Raw genomic sequence first — 20,429 nt, 5'->3', positions numbered from 1 at the left:
ATGGATGATCCTGTTGCGTACATTGATTACGTTATGTATACTTGCTGCTTGGAGGTATACATGAACAAATTACGGCAATTCAGGAACCGAGTTCACTTAACTCAGACAGAACTCGCAAAAATGATGGGATGTACCCCTGGAGCCATTTGCCACTATGAACACGGTAGACGAAACATAGATATCAAGTTAGCTCATAAGATAGTTCAGGCACTTAATTCAAAATGTATATCAATAGGGTTAGATGATCTTTTTCCGTCTGTAAATAAGATTGCTTAACCAGCAGCATCGGCTCTCTAACATTCCGCCCTGAAGAAGGGCTGCCATAATCCCACAGTACCCACTCACCTGCGCCGCTCTGAGAGGCTCACAGATACGATGGATATCTTAGCCGCCAGTGGCTGTACAGGATTTCGTCTTCGAGGGTGAGAAGAAGCTGCCGCTGGATGAATACCGCTATCTGCTTCGTTCAGCGATGGAGTTAGCACGGATTCATCTGGTGGGGACAGAAAAGAACGCCCCCGGCACGGAGATGCTAGAGGCGTGAGATATAGCGGAGGAATCATGAAGCCACTACATGAAAAATGCAAGCAAAAACATCACTGCCCGCCGGTTTATCCCGGCGGCTTAGAGGACATCGCCCGTCGCATCGGTAAGCGTCTGGAGAAGAGTTTCGCAAGTTGAAGGAGAAGTCAGAAAAATGAGCATGTCATTGATGGCTAAGGCCATGAATATCAAAGTCGGTAACCCGATACGCAAGCTGGTTCTCCTTAAGCTGGCTGATAATGCGAATGATAAAGGGGAGTGCTGGCCTTCGTATCAGCATATCGCCGACCAATGTGAAATCGGCAGATCAACGGTCAAAAGCCATATCAGGGCACTCGAACAAATGGGAATGCTGCGCAGGTCATTTCGCAAGAACGGTGAGCTGAATCAATCCAATCTGTTTTACCTCACGCTCGACAATTTAGTTAAGCAACTCCCTGAAAATAGTGGGGCAGGAGATGACCTAGGTCAGGAACTGCCCGAGGGGGTAGGGCAGGAGCTGCCCCCATAATCAGTCACTCTTTTGAACCAGTCATAGAACCTAAAACCCCTTCCCCCTACCGGGGGCATCCCCCGGAACCGTCAGGAGAAAACCAACCCACCAAACCTGAACAGCATTCGACGCAGGACTATCAGGTAGCACTGGCAATCTACAACGACACGGTAGCCGACAGACTCCCCCACGCTGTAGAGCTTAACGACAAGCGGCGCAAGGGTATCAAACGACTCATGGGTCAGCTGGCACGAAAAGACCTTCAGGGGTTCCGGGCCTACGTGGAGGCGTTTGTGACCCACGCGCCGCCGTTTTACTTCGGGGACAATGACCGGGGCTGGACGGCCAATCTTGACTACCTGCTTCGTGCTGACACCTTGACCAAAGTCCAGGAGGGCACGCTGTGACAGACCAGGAAATCGAAGCCAGCGTCATCGGTGGCCTGCTGCTAGGCGGTTACACGCTTGATGCGGCGGATGTCCTCGCTACGCTGGATGACGACGCTTTCACCGCCAGCCTGTACCGTGAGACGTTCCGCGAAATTCGGCGGCAGGCGAAAACCCGTGGCTTGATTGACGGGCTGATGGTGGGTGAGGCGATGGGAGCGGCAACTTTGGCGCGGTGATGGAAACGGCGAAAAAGTGTCCGAGCGCAGCGAATCTCAAGGGGTATGCGCGGGTACTGCGAGATCTTGATGAATGGCATCGAGGCGATGTGATTGTTTCCTCCAATCGGGTTAATCGCTACGCGGTGGCATCACCTGCATTATCTACGACTCTATCGGTGTAGGCGCTGGCGTCAAGGCACACCTGAAGCGGATAGCCGCCATCAACGTTAAAGGGTTTAACACCGGTGAAGCGGTCAAAGATCCTGATGCACTGTATATGCCGGGAAAAACAAATAAAGATATGTTCGCCAACATTAAGGCACAGGCGTGGTGGGCGGTACGAGAGCGATTCTATAAAACATGGCACTGCATTGAGGCCAGAAAACAGGATCCCAAAGCGGCATTGCTCTACCCAACAGATGAACTCATCAGCCTGTCAACGACAAACATCAAAAAACTGGAATACCTGAAGGCGGAATTATCCCGGCCTCGGGTGGATTACGACAATAACGGACGCGTCAAGGTCGAGAGTAAAAAAGATATGAAAAAAAGAGGCATTCCCTCACCGAATATGGCGGATGCCCTCATTCAGATCGCGCCTTGGATACATGGGCATTGCTGGGGAGAAAGGCTTAAATGTCACGAAAACGCCATGCCCGCCATCAGGCGAAAAATCACGCCATCAGGCAACACACCGTGGATGGTTACGAAAACTTAACGGCGCGCCTGGGGATAAGAGCCCCCAATCTCAGCAGTGACGGCACGTATTTTCCCAGTTTCACCTCACGCAACCGGACGTTGGTAGAATTTACCTATCGCTCTTCTTGGCTGATTGGCGCAGCAGTGGACACCATTGCCGACGATATGACGAAAAAAAGGTGTCAGCATCACCTCGCAGGTCGCGCCTCAGGCAAGAGGCCTACTGGAAGGGCGCTGGGTATCGTTGTCGCTCAGCGATACCCTCAAGTGGTCGCGGCTCTATGGCGGAGCAATCAGTGTCATTCTGATTGACGGACAGGATATGAGCCAGCCGTTACGCATGGAAACCATTGGGCGGGATGCGTTCAAAGGTGTACTTCCCCTTGACCGTTGGATGCTGAACCTAACGAGTACCGAAATAATTACCGATCTCGGGCCTGATTTGGGCAAGCCCAGGTTTTACGAGGTGGTCGGTACTGCCCAGGGCATTCCCGGTTGGAAAATGATAGGGCTGTCGCGTTATGTGAAAACACCGATTACCGGGGTGTATTTTGCCCTCGATACTGACCGGGTGGGATTCGACCAGGGCAGCTGGAAAAGGCGCTTTGATGCCGACAGCGGTTTTACCGAGCTGGATGATGAGACCTACCGCGCCATACTGCGGGCCAAAATTCGAGCCAATCACTGGGACGGTACCTGTGAGATGTTGGCGGCTATTTATCAAGGGGTGATACCGGATAGAACGGTGAATATCTTCTTTACCGACAATCAGGATATGTCGATGGACGTCTATCTGACCGGCGGGGTGGTGCCTGAAGTCATCAAGGCGGTAATACGTCAGGGGTATCTCAATATCAAACCAGAAGGGGTGAAGCTCAATGCCTACAGTGGCTCAGAGGGCGACAACGGCATTTTTGGTTTTGATATCCGTAATGGTTATGTGGATGGATTTGATACCGGCAGCTGGTCGGTAAAACTGTAAGGAATAATGATGGCCAAGAATGAATTTTTACCGTTTGCGACGGCAGACGGCGCTAACGTTTTGTCGGCGGAAGACTATCAGACGTTGCGCTCGCGCAGTAATGGCTTTAGCGCGGGTGTCGCCCGTTCGCAGGAGCTCAATACGGTCTGGCGGCAGGCATCGGTGATTGCGCATGTGGTGGCGCAGTTTATTGCCGATACCAATAATAGTGATGTGGCTGACGACGGCGACCTGGATAAACTTCAGGCGGGGTTAATTCAAGCGCTCTCTAAGAATGTCAATAATACCGTGCCAGCCGCATCACTGAAGACTGCTGGCATTACCCAACTCAGCAGCGCCACAGACAGCGAAAGTGAGACGCTGGCTGCGATGCCAAAAGCCGTGAAGGCGATAGTCGATAATCTCAGTGGTGGCCGCCTGCTGAATATCCAGTCCTTCACCCGCAGCGGTACCTATACTCCCACACCGGGAACTAGAAAGGTGAAGGTAATATTGACCGGAGGTGGAGCCTCAGGGGGGTAAATTCTTCATCCGAAAATTATGGAAGATCTGGTGGTGCAGGGGGGACAAGAATTGCTTTCATTGATCAACCCATCTATGGTACTTACGTGACAATCGGCGCTGGAGGAAAGGCGGTTACAGATGTTGGAGCGGTGGGTAACCCGGGTAGGGATTCAATCTTTGGTTATTTAATGAAGGCCAATGGCGGTACAACGTATTTTGGGAGGAGCAGTTCTGGCAGTGGTTTTGGAATTGATGGTGGTAACGGTACAAGCGGAGGATCTCAAGGAAATAGTACTATTGGAGGCGTTTCTTACTGGAGAGGCGGTGGAGCTGGCGCGAATACTAGTGAATCTTTATCTGCTAGAGCACATGGTTCTGGGGGGCTGGTGTTAGTTCAAGCAGTACATCATCTGGTAGTGGTGCAAATGGCATTTGTGTTATAGATGAATATTCTTGATGAAAAACTATGCTGTCATAGAAGATGCCGTAGTGACCAATTTTGTTGTATGGGATGGTAAGTCTGAATGGCGTTCAGAAAAAGGAAAAGTAGTGTTTGCTCCTGAAGGCGTGGGTATTGGATGGAAATATGTTAATGGAGGCTTTAAATGGCCAGATACACCTTCATTACCGCATAAAGAATATGTAGCACTGGCCGAACAAGAAAAGGTATCACTGCTAAATAACGCAAGACAGCAAATTCTTGTATGGCAGGTTAAACTGGCTATTGGAAAAAACTCACGGATATTGAAATTTCTCAATTGAACTTATGGCTTGATTATATTGATTTACTTATTTTCGTTGATATGTCTACGGCACCTAATGTTAATTGGCTGCCTGTTCCCTGATTGCCATTAATCATTAAAAATAAACAAAAAATTTGCGAGCTATTTTTTTTGAATCAATGATTTTATTTATAAGATGCGAAAGAATAATAATAACTAAAAATGTGATAACTAAGCTAGAGCTGTATCGGATACCTTCTTTTTCAAGTATGCGTAGGGTTATATATCCTATAACTGAATGTAGAGCGTAGAATGGAAAGCTGATTTTTGCAAGGTAAGAAATTATTTTTATATCTTTAAAATGATCTCTATTTATGTAAGCAATAAAAAACAATATTATTGCATACGTGTAATTAAAGCTTATTAATTTATGAAGGGAGGGACTATATATCATGTAGTGCGAAATAATAAAGCTAGCCATGTAAAAGCCTCCCAGAAAAATAGTTTCAGGAGTGCCTTTTATATTTGAGTACGCAAGGTAGAAGCACAGTCCTATGTTTATGTAGTTTATGAAAATTACATCAGAAATAAAAGCAGTTATCGCTGAATGATTTTCATTAGCTGATACTAAGTAAGAAAAAAATAGAGCACAGTCCAAATCCTAAGATAAACTGGCTAGCATTTTTTATGATTATACTTCTGAATATAGCATATAAAAGATAAAGCTTTATCTCTATTGCTAATGTCCAGTTAACAGCATCAATAGACTTGATGCCAACTAGGTTATTAATTAAAGCAACGTTAAATATAATCTCACTAATTTTTAGACTTGGCTTGTTCGACCAGAAAAAAATTGATGTTGAATAAAGAACTATTATCATAATAAACACTGATGCGATATACGTTGGATAAATTCTCATTAATCTTTCCTTAATAAAAGGTACTCTTTCTTTAGATTTTAATGAAAAAGATACAACAAAACCGCTTATGATGAAAAAAATTGCAACGCCAAAAGGTCCATAATTGAATTGGGGTATACCAGGAGTGATGATTCTATATATATTCAATATTAATTTCTGATGGTGGTGAAAATGTCAAATCAGAAACAACATCTTTGTGAATGGCATAAACACCTATCCAATGCACAATAACTACGCATAAGAAGGCTAACACCCTTAATTAATCTGCAAAAACCACCTTATCATATTTATTATTCATCGAATCAAGTTTCATTTATTATTAGGCATCCTTAAAGAGTACTCATATTGCAATTTCACCTCTACTAATGATATATACCAATAGAAAATAAGCTAAATTAATTTAATATCAAAATCTGAGATTAAGGATAATATTATAATTTCATCTGTTATAGATGGATAATGATCTCTAAATTCTTCTACTGACGTTGAAGAGAAACTGTAGAGAGCTGAATTTACAGTTTTTTTCTTCTCATCCAAGAAAAGGGGAAAACTTTTCGTTCTTGAATGCAATAATTGAACACCAACCAAGAAAAAATTATTGGTTTTTTGTTCTAATGTTTTCGTCAAGGCATTAAAGTTGTTTATAAGATCACGATTCCCACGACTTATTATAATAAATAATTTTCCTTCATCAGATTTCAATAATTCCTTAAATCTAGAGACTGCACGTGAATAGTAATTATAGTTCTCCTCGATTGTTGTGTCTCTATGCGTAAAAAATTCTTTAGTTCCATAATGTTCCTGAAAATAAATATGTGTAGCACCTGGTTCACTGCTACCATTTACTCTATTACCCGTAACGGACTTATGTTGATGTTTATCAAGAAATAACTCAAATTCATCATTTAAACAATCAATAATTACTTCGGGACTAGAAAAAACCAGTCAAAAGGAAATGATGCTTTTTTCAATCCATACTTTTTTAATATACTAGCTGCTAAGCAATGGCTACCTAACGAGACGACATGAGAAATAGGCAATCCATTTATTTTTTTACTTCCAAAATTAATATGCAACTGGTTATTTTGGAGCTGTATCTTTTCATCTTTAAGTTCTGATGAATTACATGCAGGAGTATTGCAAATCTTAGGCGATTGTTCAGAACTGCGTGAATAGGCTTTCTGAGGTATTGTTATCAGCATTGAATTTCAAAAGGTTTTTTACATAGTCTATGACTCTGTGTTTGTCAAGTATATTCATATTTTGTGAAAGTGTGGTTGGCTGATGGGATATTGCAGGTTTTAGGTTAAAAAAACAACCCAGCCTTAATCTTAGCTATGCCGCTGGGGGAAATCAAGAAGAGTAGAAAAATATTAGCGATTCAAATCATCCAGCTCATGATCGGAGAGACCGGAAACTGCTTCACCGCAGTTCGAGTTAGGCAGCTGTCGAGCATATGTTGCGCAACCTTAAGCAAGGCAAGCTTTTCACCTTTTTCTATGCCTTTCTGCTCGCCAAGCTGGATACCCTTAGCTTCAAGCTGCTCTGCAATGGTCATGATGTCCTCCCGGTAGTCAGTGGCTTTGGCGGCAATATGCTGTAGAAATTCCGATTCATCTGAAGTATTTCCCCGTTCTGCAATGTAGTACATCAGACTACGGAACTGCTCTTTCGGTATCGCCCATAGATTTAGTAGACGAGCGATGTCAGCGGCTAGCTCTAACATATCCCGCATCCGGATGTGCTTCTATACCAATTCTAGCAGCGCTACCCGCCGATGAGACAGTATTTCATCATCCGGCATAGCGGTGATATCAACCAGCGGAAATGCTTGCCTGTAGACTGATTCTGCCAGTTCAGGGTCAGCAAAGCAATCGAGCCATTGGGTGCTGTAGGGATAAGGCGATGTGGTGTCATTGTAGAACAGGAGCGGAATGACGACCGGCAACTGGTCGTTTCCTTGCTCAAGATGGCGCTGCATGGCTGCAACCGCATACATCAATAGCCTGAACGCCATCAGCTTTTCCGGTCGGCTCTGGTGTTCAATCAGACAGAGACGTAGCCATTATGGCCCGTCGTGGTCTTCATTGAATATAGCATGTTCGAGCATTGGCTCTTAAGGTCGTCCTCGATGAAGCTACCGGGGGCCATAGCCAGTGTGCTGAAGTCGCAGCGCTCACGCAGATGAGGCGGGAGGTGTATTTCCAGAAAGTCCCGAGCGACGGCGATATCTCCGAGGAACTTTTTGAACAGAGCGTCGTGTTGGGATAGTGAGGATATAGACATATTTACACTAAACTTGGTATTGTGTACGGTATTTGTCGCTTCTGGTTATCTGGAGACAGAGAATATCGATACCTTTCTTGTAGGGTACAATATTTTCAATTTAATTATATAATTTGTTAATCAGGTCGGTTTTTAGTCAATATGAAAAATACACTTGTGTACATTAAAGAGTGCTTAAAATGAAAAAACAACAATAATAAATAACATTATATTAATATTTAAGATTATTTTTGCATTTTAGTACAACCTATCTGATGGCATACCTCTCCTTATGGCGCAGAGGGTTCGCCAGCGCGCCAACCACATCCGCCAGAACATTGACGGAAATCACCAGTGCTCCCACGACCATCACTCCGGCGGAGATGGCGGCGTAGTCTTGTTGGCGGATGGCTATGATAAGCCAGCGGCCCAGACCAGGCCAGCTGAATACCACTTCCGTAATCATCTCCAGAGTCAGCATTGTGGAAAACTGCAGCCCCAGTTTGGGAATAATCGGCGGCAGGGCGTTATGTAACAAGTGACGGCGCACAATGGTCCAGCGCGACAGCCCGCGGGTCGCGGCGGCGCGGATATAATTGCGGCCGATCACCTCAACCGTGCTGATGCGCATCAGCCGCACTACCTCGGTAGTCAGTGCCACCGCCAGCGCAGCGATCGGCAACACCATATGTTTGAGCGCGCTCAGTAACATTTCATTACGGTAGGGGGAATCCGACAGCCAGGCGTCCAACAGGGCGAAGCCGGTGATGTGCTGCACGGGATACAGCAGATCGAAGCGACCGGCGACGGGGAACCAGCCCAGATGCAGGGAAAAATAGAGGGTCAGCAGCAGCGCCAGCCAGAAAACCGGCATCGACAAGCCGAGCAGGGCGAAGATGCTGATGCTGATATCCTGCCATTTACCGCGCGTCACGCCGGCGATAATACCCAGGGGGATACCGACCAAGAGCGCCAGCAAAAACGCTAGCAGGCACAGCTCCATGGTGGCTGGAAATACTTCGCCGAGCTGTAGACCGATAGACAGGCCGTTAATGCTGGAGACGCCGAAATTGCCATGGATCAGGCTCCAGAAATAATAGCGATAGGCATCGATGAGCGCCGCGCCCTCGAGCGGGGCCCCGGGGGTATAATAGTTAAGGCAAAAACCCACCACGGATAACAGGAACAGCGTCACCAACAGTAATACCAGCCGGCGCAGAGTAAAAATTATCATGGCGTCTGTTCCTGTCGTTCATCGCGATAAACGCCGGCGAAGGACGCATTGCCGAAGGGACTGAGTACCAAACCGCGGATCCCGAAGCGATAGGCCTGCAGGCGCAAAGACGAAGCCAGCGGCAGCACAGGCAACGCCTGTGCCAGCATCTGCTGAGCACTATGGTATGTCTCGATGCGACTGGCGAGCTGCTGGGAAAACAGCGCCTTATACAGAAGCGCATCAAACTCCGGATCGCACCAGCGTGCATAGTTGGTTTGCGAAGCGATGGCGGCGCAGCTCAACAGCGGACGGAAAAAACTGTCCGGGTCGTTACTGTCGGTGGACCAGCCCGAAAGGGTCATATCGTGATTCACGGCCGTCAGCCGCGCCTCTTGAAAGCGTCCCTCTACGGGAATAATCGTCAAGCGGATGCCTACCTGCGCCAAATCAGACTGAATCAATTCAGCGGTTTTCAACGGGCTGGGATTATAGGATTGCGAGGCGGTCGGCACCAGCAAATTAAGCTGCAATGAGGTCTTGCCCAGCGCGCGCAGGATAGCGCGCGCCTTCGCCGGATTGTATTCCGTTACCCGTGATTCGCTATCATAAGCCCAGGACGCACGCGGCAGCAGCGATGCCGCGGTTTCAGCGGTACCGTAATAGATGGACTGCATTAAACGTGGATTATTGATCGCCAGCGCAATGGCGTGTCGGAGCCGGACATCATTGAGCGGCGGCTTACGGGTATTAAAGGCCAAATAAGCGATATTCATCCCGGGACGCAGCGTCAGACGCAGGCGGGGGTCGTCGCGCAGGATAGACAACTGGCTGGCAGCAGGATAGGCCAGGACATCGCACTCGCCGGTCAGTAGCCGCGACAGGCGACCGATCCCGCCGGTGCTCAAATCAATTACCACCTGAGCCATACGCGGCATGCCACGCCAATAGTGTTGATGGCGGGTAAGCCGTATAAACTGTCCAGTATGATATTCATTAAGCATAAACGGGCCGGTGCCCACCGGCAGGCGGTCCAATTGCTCCTGGTGGCCGCTGGCCGTCAGCTGGTCGGCGTATTCCGCCGACAAGACCGGCGCATAATGGGTCGCCAGATGCCATAAAAACGAGGCGTCAGGGCTTTCCAAACGGAATTCGACCGTTTCATTATCGATACGTTTGACGCTTTGCACCGTTTGTGGGAACTGCAAACTGTCAAAATAGGGGTAATCGCCGCCGTTGACGCCGTGCCAGGGATGATGCGTATCGAACATACGCGCAAAGCTGAAGACCACATCGTCCGCGTTTAACGTCCGGGTTGGTGTAAACCAGGCGGTGTGCTGGAAGGCGATATTCTTGTGCAAATGAAAACGATAGGTCGCCCCGTTATCCAACACTTCCCAACACTGCGCCAGCTCGGGGATGAGACGGTAGGTGTAGGGGTCAACCGCTAGCAGCCGATCGTAAAGCTGCGCGGAGAGGGTATCAATGGTGATGCCGCTACTCGCCATCTGCGGGTTGAACGTGTTGACCACACCGCTGACACAATAGACAAAGCCGCTCTGGCGGATCGGCGGCGGAGCAGCGGTGACTACGGGACTGCCGTGCGCCGGTGGCAGTTCAGGGGCGATAGCGCCGTCTTCGTCCGCGCCCCGTTGCGCCGCGATGATGCGCTTCTCAATGACAATGTCACTTTTATCTGTCGTTTCATCGGCGGCGGCCTGTCGGAGCGTCCCGGCCGTCAGCAGCACGCCCGCCAACAGCGTGACGGCGACGCGCGTCAAACTGTAATCTGATTGTGTCGACATAAACCACTTTATTTCTGCCAGTAATGTATTGAGTTTACCTTACTTTGGCCCACCTCCCAATGCCGATGCGCAGAAAGCCGCACGTTTCCCGCCCGGCCGGGGACTCTCCCTGCCGGGATAGACAATCTACACGTCATTTACCGCCCCAAACTCCTCCGGCTGACCAGTGCCGGCGGGCGATTTCCTCTTGACGGGTAAATTTTACGAAAAGATCTTCCTTATAATAGATAATAATGTGTATCATTCAAAAAAAATAATGAGAATGTTTATCATTCAAATGTGGTTATTGTTCATTCCCTGCGCAAGTAAATGTGGGCACCCCCAATATCGCTAAAGAACCAGTGAGGGAGCCGCAAAAAAGAGAGTGTATTTCATCTGTGTACTGTCACCGGCAGGGCCTGCCCGCGCCGTCAGATCAGTTTTAACAATAATAAATGTCAGTCAATAGGAGATTGCTTAATGACTATGCATCACAGGGGAATTCAGATAGCGCGTCTGAATAAAATCTTGCTCACAGTCATCATGGGAGGTACGGCCTTAGGCGCGTTGGCTGCCGATACCGCGGCATCCGCATCCGCCGTAACCGCTCCGCTGACGATATCCAGCGAGGCGAACAGTAAAGAAGATCAAATCCGGGTGGTCGCCAGCAAAATAAAAAAAGAGGCCGGCACCAAAACGTCTCTGAGCGCCAGCGACCTGCAAAAAGAGGGCGGTAATGATTTCGGCACGATAATGCGTTATCAGCCGTTGGTCAGCGCCACCGGCGCCGCCATGGGAACCGGCACCGGCAAAAGCGGTTTCGACCGCGGCGGTTACACGGGGTATAACATTCGCGGCCTGGAGGCCAACCGTGTCTCCATCGACGTAGACGGCGTGGAATTGCCCAACGCCACTGGAAGAAGCTATGTTAGCCGGGCGGGTTCTGGCACCTTCGGCATGGGGCGAGATTATATCGACCCCTACATGTACGGCGCGGTAGGCATTGATTCCGGCGTCACCGACGTCACGCGCGCGAACCAAGCTATTGGCGGTGCAGTTTCATTCCGGCCAAAAAGCGCGGACGATTACCTTTCCCCGACAAAATCCAGCTATTTCGGTTATCAGAGTGATTATGATTCGGCAAATCGCGGTTGGCACAACGGCATCACGGCCGGCGGCGGCGACGAGTATCTGCGTGGTTTGCTTGTTATTAGCCGCCGGGACGGCCAGGAAACCCGCAATAATAGCGACAGTGTCGACGTGGCGCCGGCTAATTGGCACTCAAACGCCTTTTTGGCCTCGGGCAGCTGGCAGATGAATGATAATCATCTGCTTACCGGTACGGTCGATTATTACCATAAAACCAACCACACCCATTACGATGCCTGGAACTCCGCCGGCAGCGCCGTCATCGGCACCAATCAGCAAACCAGCCAGACCCGGCGTTGGACCACAAGCCTGAACGATGTATGGCATCCCGATGTCGACTGGGTCGACACCATTGACACCAAAGTTTTCTACCAAAACACCAAAGCTCACGATTGGACCAAGGGTCCGTCCGCCACCGTCACCAGCCAGGTGACCACCCATTCCAATTACGATAGCAAAAGTTTTGGTATCACCAGCAATATGGAAAAAGAGTGGGGCATACATGACTTCCGCTGGGGTATTGACGCCCGGCGCTCAGATACCGAACGCCCGTTCAGTCAGGAGCCCGATCAAAACTCCTATAGCTACATCATGCAGCCGGAAGCGAATAGTACCAGCGAGAACCTCGGCGCGTTCTTACAGGATACGATGACCTGGGACCTGGCGGGGCATGATTTCTCCGTGGTGCCGGGGGTGCGCGTAGCGTATCAGCGCACCAAGCCGAAAGACCTGTCTAACCTGGCCAATAGCACTCTCACGACGGATGAACTGGAGACGCTTTATGGTTCGTTCAGTGACACGCAGGTCTTGCCGTCCCTGAGTTTCCTGTATGACCTTACGCCCCGATTGACCACCTATATTCAGTACAAACGCGGCGCGCAATTCCCTAATGCCAGCCAGATGTACGGATCATGGAACCTCAGCTCCAGCTATGCCGGCAGCAGGCAGTATGCCTTGATTGGTAACACCAGTCTGGATACGGAAACCAGCAATAACTTTGAATGGGGTCTGAAAGGCGAAGCCGTGAAAGGGATAACCTTTAGCACGGCGGTGTTCTACAACACCTATAAGAATTTTATCGATTATACGCGTTACAGCCTGTCCAGCAATCCGGAGAAATTTACCAATATCCCCAGTAATATCTATATTGCTTACCAGGCGGAAAACCGCGATAAAGCCTATATCTACGGCGGTGAAGTCAGCGCGCGTTTCAACTTCGGCACCTGGTATCCGGCGGTGGATTGCCTGCGCGCCCGACTGGCGTTCGGCATGGCTGAGGGGGCGGCCAAGTCGAGTTATCTGGGCGACAAATATGTTGATTTGGGCGGCGTGGCGCCGATGCGCGTCGTCGCCGGCGTGTCTTATGACGATCCAGACCAGCTGTATGGCGCTGCGCTGACGGCGACCTTCAATAAAGGAAAACGGGCCAGCGCGACCAATCGCCAAAGTTATACTAATTCCGGCAGTGCCATTACCGATTCCACGACGGAATATATGCGTGTGCCGGGGTACGGTCTGGTGGATTTAACGGCTTATTACCGTATTACGAAAAACGTCAAAGTGAGCGGCGGATTATACAATATTACCGATCGCAAATATTGGGATTATCTGAGCAGCCGCAATATCGAAACCAGCACCAATCAGGACCTCAACGACCAGGTGCTGGCAACGCAGTCGGGCCGGACGTTCCAGTTAGGGCTTAACGTGGACTTCTAAGATGGCGGGCGCAGGCGGTTTACTGTGCCCGGCGCAAGTCGGGCGCATCTGGGCAAGTCCTCTCCCCGCCGAGCGAAGCTACCCTGTTGTCAACCGCCGCCATCAGACGTTGTTAACCTCTGTCATCAGATAAAGCTGAATGGCCTGCAAACTACGATCTGCGCTGCCGTTATCGGCATGCAGGAACAACGGCGGAAGGCCTTAGAAGTCTGCGCGTCGCCTTGGAGTAGACGTTAAGCGAGGGTGGCAGCGGGCGGAAACAGGGCGGTCAAACACAGGCGGCGGTGACGGTGGTCCCCGTGATATGAGGAACGTGACGCTGTCACGCAAACGCAATGCGCGACGAGCGAGCGCGTTAGGCGGCGCCGGCGTGCGCCCCTTCACCGTCCAGGGCGGCGATTTGCTGGCGCCAGTGGCGCTGCTCTCTTTCGCCTTCGGTGCGCTGGCCATTGAGTTGCGCAATCTGCACTCCGTCGGCCGCAAACAGCTCCAAACTGGTCACCATGCCGTCGCGGGTGGGTTTGCGCGTAACCCAGCTCTCTGCGATAGTGTCTTCCCGCAGGTGAAGCGTAAACGTGGGATTGAAAATATTAAGCCAATCTTCTATCGGCGCCTGCTTTTGTACAGGGCCGGTAAAGACCTGTATGCAACTGCGATTACCGACAAAAATCATAACTTCATTGCCTGCTGCCTCAAGGCGTGGCAGCAAAACGCGCAGGGCGTCGTTCTCCACCTGATAGGCCAGGTTGTTAGGGACTGCGCGAAAAGCCTGCTGGCGGGACAGGCCATGCCGCTTCAGAAGTCCGAAGAACTGATGTACGTCGGTCATCGCCCGCCATTCTTGCTCAACTTGCGCCGTGTCGAGGCGCGGACTATTGGTGGCAACCGGCTCGGGGGCGAGGTCAAGCGCGGGGGCTAGGGTGACGGTGTAACGTTCAATCAGCGCTTGCCAGGCCGCTTTTGAGGTATTGGGCGTCGCGTAAATTTTCAGCGCCGAGTCCCCTTGGCTATCGAATAACTGAATACTCTGGAGTTCCCCCTGGGGCGTTTGTTCGTTTAGCGCAAACACGCTTTGCCACTGCGCGGCGAACAGGCGTAAGTCAAGGCCGCGGGGATTGAGCACCAGGCCCACATGGGGCTGTAGCTTCACATTTTCATACTGGCCGACCTGCTCATGTATCGCGTACTCATTACGGTTTATGGTTTTTGTTTCCCCCACGGCTCTGAGCGCCGGCAGCAGGGTGGCAAAATCCGGCCGTAGGGCGCAGGCATCATGTCCCACTCGCGCCAGGGTAAGCTCAGCTTCTCTCAGTCCCGCCATTGCGGCCAGATCACGCGCATATTTGTGTGGATGTTCGGCTTTCAGAGCCAAATATTGTTGATAGCGTAGTTCCATACTTCGTTCCCTAAAATGTGTTGGAGCAAACAAGATAAAGGACAGGCGGTTATTTCCCTGCTATCCGCCGGTTGACGGCATGCCCGTCGCGGCGTACCAACCCTATCGGGTGGGAGCAAACCCTATCTTCAATATATAATAATAATAGTTATAATTTTTAATGAAATGAATAGTAATAGAAATTGTTTTACGTGGGGTTTACGTAACGTTTACGTCACTTCGATTTGTCGTCTGGTAGCCGGGTTACTGCGGGTGTAAGGCAGTATGGGGTCAAGACAGGCGAGTGCCAGGTGCAGAGGTAGGGTCCCGCGGTAGCGGTGCCTAGATTGTGTAGCAATTGGCGGTGCATTGAGGGCGGCCAGGCGGAAAAACGCCCGCTTTTCACCACTCTGCAAAGCCGAATGCCCCTAATGTTGCTGCATGAATGAGAAGTATTCTCAATAAAATGCTTTACAAACGCTACTGATAACTATTATCATTTTTTTGCTACAGCTGAAGAGGCTTACCTCGACAGATGGGCACGGCATTGCTCATATTGCTTCCAGTATTATTTAGCCAGCAGGGTGCTGGCTTTTTTTTTGTCCAGCGTATAGCGTCGCCGGCCAATAAGCCGGTTCGCTTAGCCTCATCGCTTCCGGAGCCGGCAGTTGGCCCGCTTAGCCCTTGTCGCCGTCGGAGTCGGCAATCGGTATGCTTGTGCCTGAGCCCCCCCCCCGAAGCCCTCGCTCATACTACTGTTTATTACCGGCTCGCTGTCGGTTGAGGAATGATCAACCGGTGCCCGCGGCAGACGCAGCGATCCGCTGCGTCCTTGTGTATAAAGACGGTGCGCAGGCCGTGGAGGGCCCGTTCTTTTAACGCTTCAGCCTGGTGTAGCAGGCAGCGCCCGCAGTCTGGCCATCAACGCATTCAGGAAAGGGGCCGTTCGGCGAGTGGTCTACGCGTTGCCTATCGAAGGCGCTTTCCCGTGCCCGGCGGTCGTTATCGGCACGGGAGGGACGCTCACAAGCGCTGCGGGAAATGTGGCTGCCAGAGTCTGGCGGATTTGATTTATCTGGCGCCCAAAGCCGTCCATCACGCCGATATCAAGAAGCGCGGTCAGGTTGCTCAATTCCGCCATTTCCTTTGTCAGCCGCAAATGAATATTGTCCAAGAGCGTTGGCAGGGGAATGCCCTGTCCGCGATCGATCGTGGAAAAGATGTCACGCAGCAGCGGATCGAAGTAATGTGTGAAAAAATCTTCCGTCATGCCACGGGCCTGGACGTGGTTGATTGCTTGCCAGCGCTCGTCGCCGATAAAGTTATCATAGTGGATGCGCCTGTAGTGTAGCCTGATATGTTGCATCATCTCTGTCCAGAGGGGGACCCCCGGGCGCGCCACGCCGCTATGATGCGCCGCGGTGGACGATGCAGCGGGATTATGCGACTCAGGTGTCGCCGTCGCCGCAGAAATGATTTTATTCAAGCATCGGAGCTTCCCCATCGATGGGCCGTGTCGGCAGGCCTGGAGCGGGAAGGGATGAGGAACCCGCTCTCGCTGCCGTGGACGCCTGCGGTAACGCCACCGCCGCCGGTTTGGGTTGCCGTCGTTTTTGCGCCGCCGGTGCGGCTTCTGTCGCCGGTGACCTGACCACTGCCGGTGTCGTCTCTATGGCGTTCGGACTGTAGTGCGGCAGATCTGCGGCGTGCGGGGGACTCGCCGGTACGCCACGCCAGCCGGTTGAGACATAGTTATATAGCCAGTACATTGAATAGCCGCTCAAAATCCAAAACCCCGCTTTGGTGACCCTGCAGATGTGCTTGTTCTGGGAAATATAGCAGGAGGTAAGGGCGGTTGAGGTTGCCACCACTGACTCGACTGGTAAGGGCAGATAAGGCGTGGTTGTGCCGGACGTGGCGAAGTGATGTTCTCCCGTAGCGGGACTACTGCTGTGGGGGGGGTCTGAATCATGACACGCAGGTAAGTCAGCGTAAGCGCCGGCCGTGAAGAATAGCGGTTTTAGAGCATCGGGTACGCGGCTGGGAGGGCCGTCAAGATCACGGCAGGCAGGCTCGTCAGAGTGAAGCTGTAGAGGCTCGATCCGTGCTTTGTGATGTCGATTGGCGGCATGCCGCAACTGATGGTCGGTACCCTGTTGACGCTTGTAACGCGCGGTGTTTTTCTGCGTCCGCGGGGCAATTTTCTCCGGAGGTGGGTCGGCGAAAGCGTGTTTCAATTGATTCGTTGCATCACTCAACGTCTCCTCGGCAGCCAGGGCGGCCGGTAAGCCATCGCCCGTCAAACCGCGCATGCCGGTCATTCCGCGCTTCGCCCAAGGGCCAGGACCGGCGGCATCAACGGTGGCATTGCCATAACTACCCCTATTCGCCGTCGGTTGACGCGATTTGGTCCTCCCGCCGGTAAACGCCGACGATCGCTCAGGCTGCGCGGCAACGGTACCGATTTGGGTGATAATGCTAATAAAGCCCAGACAACCGATGGCCCACCGGAATTTATCCGTATCGCCGGGTTGCTGCGCCAGATGGTGTAAAACTTCCTGCAATGGCGGCTCTTTGCGCCTTTGGTGATGCTGAAATAAACCGGTGGTTTTGCGGTGGTGTTGAAGCGATGCAGGCATAATTGACCACTACCTGGGTTAAATCCGATAATCATCGTCGTGCGGCGGGACTGCCGACGTCTGCAATGGCTGGGGGTATCGAACGCCGGTGGTCCGTACGCGGCGCCAGTGGCTAAAGCGCCGCGTGGGTGAATACAATGAGTTCATTCACGCAGATTTTAAAAAGCTCTCTGTCCCGGCGCAATAGCGAACGGTTAAATAAGGCGTTAACAAGATGATGTATACGTGACAGGGCAGAGCACGGAACGACCGCCGCAATCAGGGTCGGGCTTTGATGCCGTGTTTTTTCATCATGCCGCGCAGCTGATAATGCGTGCGGGCCAGTGCCTGCTCCAGCCACTGTTTTTCCTGCAGCAGCAGCCAGGCGCGTAAATCCAGCGGCAGAGACGGCGCAGAGGATGTGGATGGCGTAATGGGAGTCAGACGCACCGCGTCGAAAGGGTTAATGATAATTTGGCTCAGGGGGTGTTCGCTATTGTTATGGTGGTAAAGCGAACGCTCAACGACGTTTTTTAGCTCGCGCACGTTGCCCGGCCAGCCGTAGTCGAGCAAACTGCGGCGCGCTTCAGCGCTGAAGCGCGGAAATAAGGGTTGCCCCAGCTCGCGGCACATCTGGATAGCAAAATGTTCGGCCATCACCATAATGTCGTCCGGGCGGACCGCAACGGCGGTAGGGCCACGACATCGAATGCTAGCCTGTCGAGCAAATCGGCTCGGAAATCGCCGGTCTGCGCCGGGAGATCGGCATTGGTAGCGCAGACCAGCCGGACATCCACCTGCAGCGACTGACTGCCTCCGACGCGTTCCAGCTCGCATCATGGGCGCGTTCGCCAGCTCATCGAGAAAAAGCGTGCCGCCGTCGGCACGCTCAAATCGACCCTGATGACGTTTTTGCGCGCCGGTAAACGCGCCGGCTTCATGGCCGAAAAGCTCGGAATCAAGCAGATTTTCATTAAGGGCAGCGCAGTTGAGCGAAACGAAGGGGCCTTGCCAGCGCGGCGAAAGGTAGTGCAGCTGCCGGGCAATCAACTCCTTGCCGGTGCCGCGTTCCCCTATCACAAACACGGTTTTTTGCAGCCGGGCGAGGCGCGACACCTGCTCAAGGACTTCCAGAAAATCATTCGACTGACCCAGCAGCGGGTCATGAGTGAGGGGAATTGGACATAGCAAATTTCGCCAACAGTTAGTGGTTATCACCACTATAACCGAAGTTTAGTACAGATAAAATTTAAAATCCTATATTTATCAATTAGATATTTTTTACCAGAGAGTTGGCGCGAAAAATGTATTAGTCAAACGGTGTGAGTTAGCCAGACTTTTAACCCGATCTTAAGAGGATAATCATAATGGACATTTTTTCCCGCTTTACCGACATCGTTAACGCCAACATCAATGCACTGCTGGATAAAGCGGAGGATCTGGAAAAACTGGTACGCCTGATGATTCAAGAAATGGAAGATACGCTGGTAGAGGTTCGGACGACGTCCGCGCAGGTGCTGGCGGAAAAGAAACAGTTGTTACGCCGTATCGAGCAAGCCGACCTTCAGCAGGCAGAGTGGCAGAGCAAAGCAGAACTGGCATTGTTGAAGTATAAAGAAGATTTAGCGCGTTCCGCGCTGATGGAAAAGCAGCGTTTGGTGAAACTTGCCGCGGCGCTGCGCCAGGACGTGAGGGTTATCGAAGAGACCCGACGCGGATGAAGTATGAGATCGGCGAGTTGGAAAACAAACTGGCCGAAACCCGCGCCCGTCAGCAGGCGCTAACGCTTCGCCATCAGGCGGCCTCGTCGTCGCGCGATATTCGTCGCCAGCTTGACAGCGGTAAATTGGATCAGGCCATGGCGCGCTTTGAACAATTTGAACGCCGGATAGATCAGATGGAAGCGGAAAGCGTCGGTTTCGGCAAGCAGAAATTCGTTGATCAGCAATTCGCCGAGCTGAAGGCTGAAGACGAGATCAATGCGCAATTGGCGGCGCTGAAAAATAAGCTGCATCACGACTGAACGCTGTGCCGCCGGGCTGAAAACGTGTTGCTACGCGCCGCCGCGGCCTGCGGAATGTAAAGATCACTTAAGGAGAAATCATGGATGCCCTGCTAGTCGTGCTCGCCATACCGCTGACTATTTTTATCTTGTTTGTCGCGCCTGTCTGGTTATGGCTGCACCACAACAGCCGTCGTCAACAGGGAAGCCGCCTGGGTCAGCAGGATACGCAGCGGCTTATGCAGCCACCCGCGACGCCGAGCGCATGCAGGCGCTGGAAGATATTCTTGACGCGGAACACCTTAACTGGAGGCAGGAATAAGATAACGGTTGATTTAAGCAAAAAACTCTACCGCCGCCCCGATGAGGGCATGATCTGCGGGGTGTGCGCCGGGATTGCCCACTATTTCGACGTCCCGACGCGGTTGGTGAGGATTATTGTTGTGCTGTCGATGATCTTTGGCCTGTTTATGTTAACGCTGCTGGCCTATGGAATTTTGGCGTTTTGGCTGGAGCCCGCGCCGCCGTCAGCTTATCAGGGACACGAAGGGTTGGCACCCGGCCAGCAATTGGATCGCGCGGATGCGCTATTGGCCGATAGCGAACGGCAGTTGCGTCGGGTGGAAAGGTATGTCACATCGCCGGCGTTTAACCTGCGTAACCGGCTCCGTCAATTATGATCGCGCTTGTCCGTTTCATATTATTGGCGTTATTGAGCCGGATACCCGCCGCCTTAAGCACCCGGCTATTAGCGCGCATCGCCCGCTGCGGCTCGCGCTCGGGTTACTGCTGCAGCCGCTGTTAGCCCTGGGGGCTGACTATTTGGCGCGTCGTATT

General features: G+C 51.5%; 19 protein-coding genes and 5 pseudogenes. 14 read left to right on the top strand and 10 right to left on the bottom strand.

Going from position 1 to position 20,429, the window contains the following annotated elements; genetic code table 11:
- The 10 genes and pseudogenes from SGP1_RS35695 (at position 1) to SGP1_RS33585 (ending at position 4,673) form a co-directional block, all read left to right on the top strand.
- The gene (locus tag SGP1_RS35695) at positions 1 to 276 is read left to right on the top strand and encodes a helix-turn-helix transcriptional regulator (RefSeq protein ID WP_341532811.1); all 276 of its coding nucleotides are present in this window, start codon (positions 1 to 3) and stop codon (positions 274 to 276) included.
- 118 nt (positions 277 to 394) lie between these two features.
- Positions 395 to 544 (top strand): hypothetical protein, encoded by a 150-nt coding sequence (locus tag SGP1_RS30805; protein ID WP_158302392.1) that lies wholly within the window; start codon positions 395 to 397, stop codon positions 542 to 544.
- Positions 545 to 697: 153 nt separating this feature from the next.
- Positions 698 to 1,089: pseudogene (locus SGP1_RS31980) on the top strand (helix-turn-helix domain-containing protein); the annotation flags it as partial.
- 350 nt (positions 1,090 to 1,439) lie between these two features.
- Positions 1,440 to 1,661 (top strand): DnaB-like helicase N-terminal domain-containing protein, encoded by a 222-nt coding sequence (locus SGP1_RS33595; RefSeq protein WP_041867000.1) that lies wholly within the window; start codon positions 1,440 to 1,442, stop codon positions 1,659 to 1,661.
- Between the two features lie 283 nt (positions 1,662 to 1,944).
- Positions 1,945 to 2,361: a hypothetical protein gene (locus SGP1_RS29800; protein WP_341532810.1), complete on the top strand. Its 417-nt coding sequence runs from the start codon at positions 1,945 to 1,947 to the stop codon at positions 2,359 to 2,361.
- 225 nt (positions 2,362 to 2,586) lie between these two features.
- On the top strand, positions 2,587 to 3,324 hold the full coding sequence (locus tag SGP1_RS33590; protein WP_243466013.1) for an anti-CBASS protein Acb1 family protein: 738 nt from the start codon (positions 2,587 to 2,589) through the stop codon (positions 3,322 to 3,324).
- A gap of 6 nt (positions 3,325 to 3,330) precedes the next feature.
- Positions 3,331 to 3,846 carry a phage tail protein gene (locus tag SGP1_RS13360; protein WP_011411328.1) on the top strand — a complete coding sequence of 172 codons (516 nt, stop codon included), beginning with the start codon at positions 3,331 to 3,333 and terminating at the stop codon, positions 3,844 to 3,846.
- A gap of 180 nt (positions 3,847 to 4,026) precedes the next feature.
- Complete coding sequence (locus SGP1_RS29790) at positions 4,027 to 4,221, top strand: hypothetical protein (protein ID WP_041866998.1); 195 nt, start codon at positions 4,027 to 4,029, stop codon at positions 4,219 to 4,221.
- Between the two features lie 63 nt (positions 4,222 to 4,284).
- Positions 4,285 to 4,590, top strand: a complete 306-nt coding sequence (locus SGP1_RS13350) for a tail fiber assembly protein (protein WP_050747646.1) — start codon at positions 4,285 to 4,287, stop codon at positions 4,588 to 4,590.
- Positions 4,587 to 4,673 (top strand): tail fiber assembly protein, encoded by an 87-nt coding sequence (locus tag SGP1_RS33585; RefSeq protein ID WP_243466282.1) that lies wholly within the window; start codon positions 4,587 to 4,589, stop codon positions 4,671 to 4,673. Before SGP1_RS13350 ends, SGP1_RS33585 begins: the two co-directional genes overlap by 4 nt.
- Positions 4,674 to 5,167: 494 nt before the next feature.
- On the opposite strand, the gene SGP1_RS36480 is transcribed toward SGP1_RS33585, so the two are convergent.
- From SGP1_RS36480 to sapA, 6 genes and pseudogenes are all read right to left on the bottom strand, one after another.
- On the bottom strand, positions 5,168 to 5,617 hold the full coding sequence (locus SGP1_RS36480) for an acyltransferase family protein (protein WP_158302391.1): 450 nt from the start codon (positions 5,615 to 5,617) through the stop codon (positions 5,168 to 5,170).
- A 243-nt stretch (positions 5,618 to 5,860) separates the two neighbouring features.
- Positions 5,861 to 6,172, bottom strand: a complete 312-nt coding sequence (locus tag SGP1_RS36475; protein ID WP_424141111.1) for a hypothetical protein — start codon at positions 6,170 to 6,172, stop codon at positions 5,861 to 5,863.
- A 218-nt stretch (positions 6,173 to 6,390) separates the two neighbouring features.
- Positions 6,391 to 6,672, bottom strand: coding sequence for a DUF1796 family putative cysteine peptidase (locus tag SGP1_RS36470; RefSeq protein ID WP_083764785.1), 282 nt, complete (start codon positions 6,670 to 6,672; stop codon positions 6,391 to 6,393).
- Between the two features lie 171 nt (positions 6,673 to 6,843).
- Positions 6,844 to 7,756 (bottom strand): annotated as a pseudogene (locus tag SGP1_RS13335) (Rpn family recombination-promoting nuclease/putative transposase).
- Positions 7,757 to 8,003: 247 nt separating this feature from the next.
- Positions 8,004 to 8,969 carry a putrescine export ABC transporter permease SapB gene (gene sapB, locus SGP1_RS13330; protein ID WP_011411327.1) on the bottom strand — a complete coding sequence of 322 codons (966 nt, stop codon included), beginning with the start codon at positions 8,967 to 8,969 and terminating at the stop codon, positions 8,004 to 8,006.
- Positions 8,966 to 10,753 carry an ABC transporter substrate-binding protein SapA gene (gene sapA / locus SGP1_RS13325; RefSeq protein ID WP_011411326.1) on the bottom strand — a complete coding sequence of 596 codons (1,788 nt, stop codon included), beginning with the start codon at positions 10,751 to 10,753 and terminating at the stop codon, positions 8,966 to 8,968. Before sapA ends, sapB begins: the two co-directional genes overlap by 4 nt.
- Before the next feature lie 522 nt (positions 10,754 to 11,275).
- On the opposite strand from sapA, the gene SGP1_RS13320 reads away from it, so the two are divergent.
- The gene (locus tag SGP1_RS13320) at positions 11,276 to 13,597 is read left to right on the top strand and encodes a TonB-dependent receptor domain-containing protein (protein WP_050747934.1); all 2,322 of its coding nucleotides are present in this window, start codon (positions 11,276 to 11,278) and stop codon (positions 13,595 to 13,597) included.
- Between the two features lie 355 nt (positions 13,598 to 13,952).
- Here SGP1_RS13320 and SGP1_RS13315 read toward each other — a convergent pair whose 3' ends face one another.
- The 4 genes and pseudogenes from SGP1_RS13315 to SGP1_RS13300 all read right to left on the bottom strand — a co-directional run bounded on the left by SGP1_RS13315 (position 13,953) and on the right by SGP1_RS13300 (position 18,769).
- A complete protein-coding gene (locus SGP1_RS13315; RefSeq protein ID WP_011411325.1) occupies positions 13,953 to 14,993 on the bottom strand; it encodes a hemin-degrading factor in 1,041 nt (346 codons plus the stop codon).
- 937 nt (positions 14,994 to 15,930) lie between these two features.
- On the bottom strand, positions 15,931 to 16,458 hold the full coding sequence (locus SGP1_RS13310) for a hypothetical protein (protein WP_148203503.1): 528 nt from the start codon (positions 16,456 to 16,458) through the stop codon (positions 15,931 to 15,933).
- Positions 16,451 to 17,536, bottom strand: coding sequence for a hypothetical protein (locus SGP1_RS13305; protein ID WP_158302390.1), 1,086 nt, complete (start codon positions 17,534 to 17,536; stop codon positions 16,451 to 16,453). Before SGP1_RS13305 ends, SGP1_RS13310 begins: the two co-directional genes overlap by 8 nt.
- 333 nt (positions 17,537 to 17,869) lie before the next feature.
- Positions 17,870 to 18,769, bottom strand: a pseudogene (locus tag SGP1_RS13300) (sigma 54-interacting transcriptional regulator).
- A 188-nt stretch (positions 18,770 to 18,957) separates the two neighbouring features.
- Here SGP1_RS13300 and pspA point away from each other — a divergent pair.
- From pspA to SGP1_RS13290, 3 genes and pseudogenes are all read left to right on the top strand, one after another.
- Positions 18,958 to 19,613, top strand: a pseudogene (pspA, locus tag SGP1_RS13295) (phage shock protein PspA).
- 80 nt (positions 19,614 to 19,693) lie between these two features.
- A pseudogene (gene pspB / locus SGP1_RS29785) lies at positions 19,694 to 19,914 on the top strand (envelope stress response membrane protein PspB).
- 49 nt (positions 19,915 to 19,963) lie between these two features.
- Complete coding sequence (locus SGP1_RS13290) at positions 19,964 to 20,272, top strand: PspC domain-containing protein (RefSeq protein ID WP_050747933.1); 309 nt, start codon at positions 19,964 to 19,966, stop codon at positions 20,270 to 20,272.
- Positions 20,273 to 20,429: the final 157 nt, after the last annotated feature.

It is taken from the genome of Sodalis glossinidius str. 'morsitans' (genome assembly GCF_000010085.1).
GTDB classification, from domain to species: domain Bacteria; phylum Pseudomonadota; class Gammaproteobacteria; order Enterobacterales; family Enterobacteriaceae; genus Sodalis; species Sodalis glossinidius.
The sequence above is the reverse complement of the archived record's forward strand: the minus strand, read 5'-3'. Positions and strand labels throughout refer to the sequence as shown.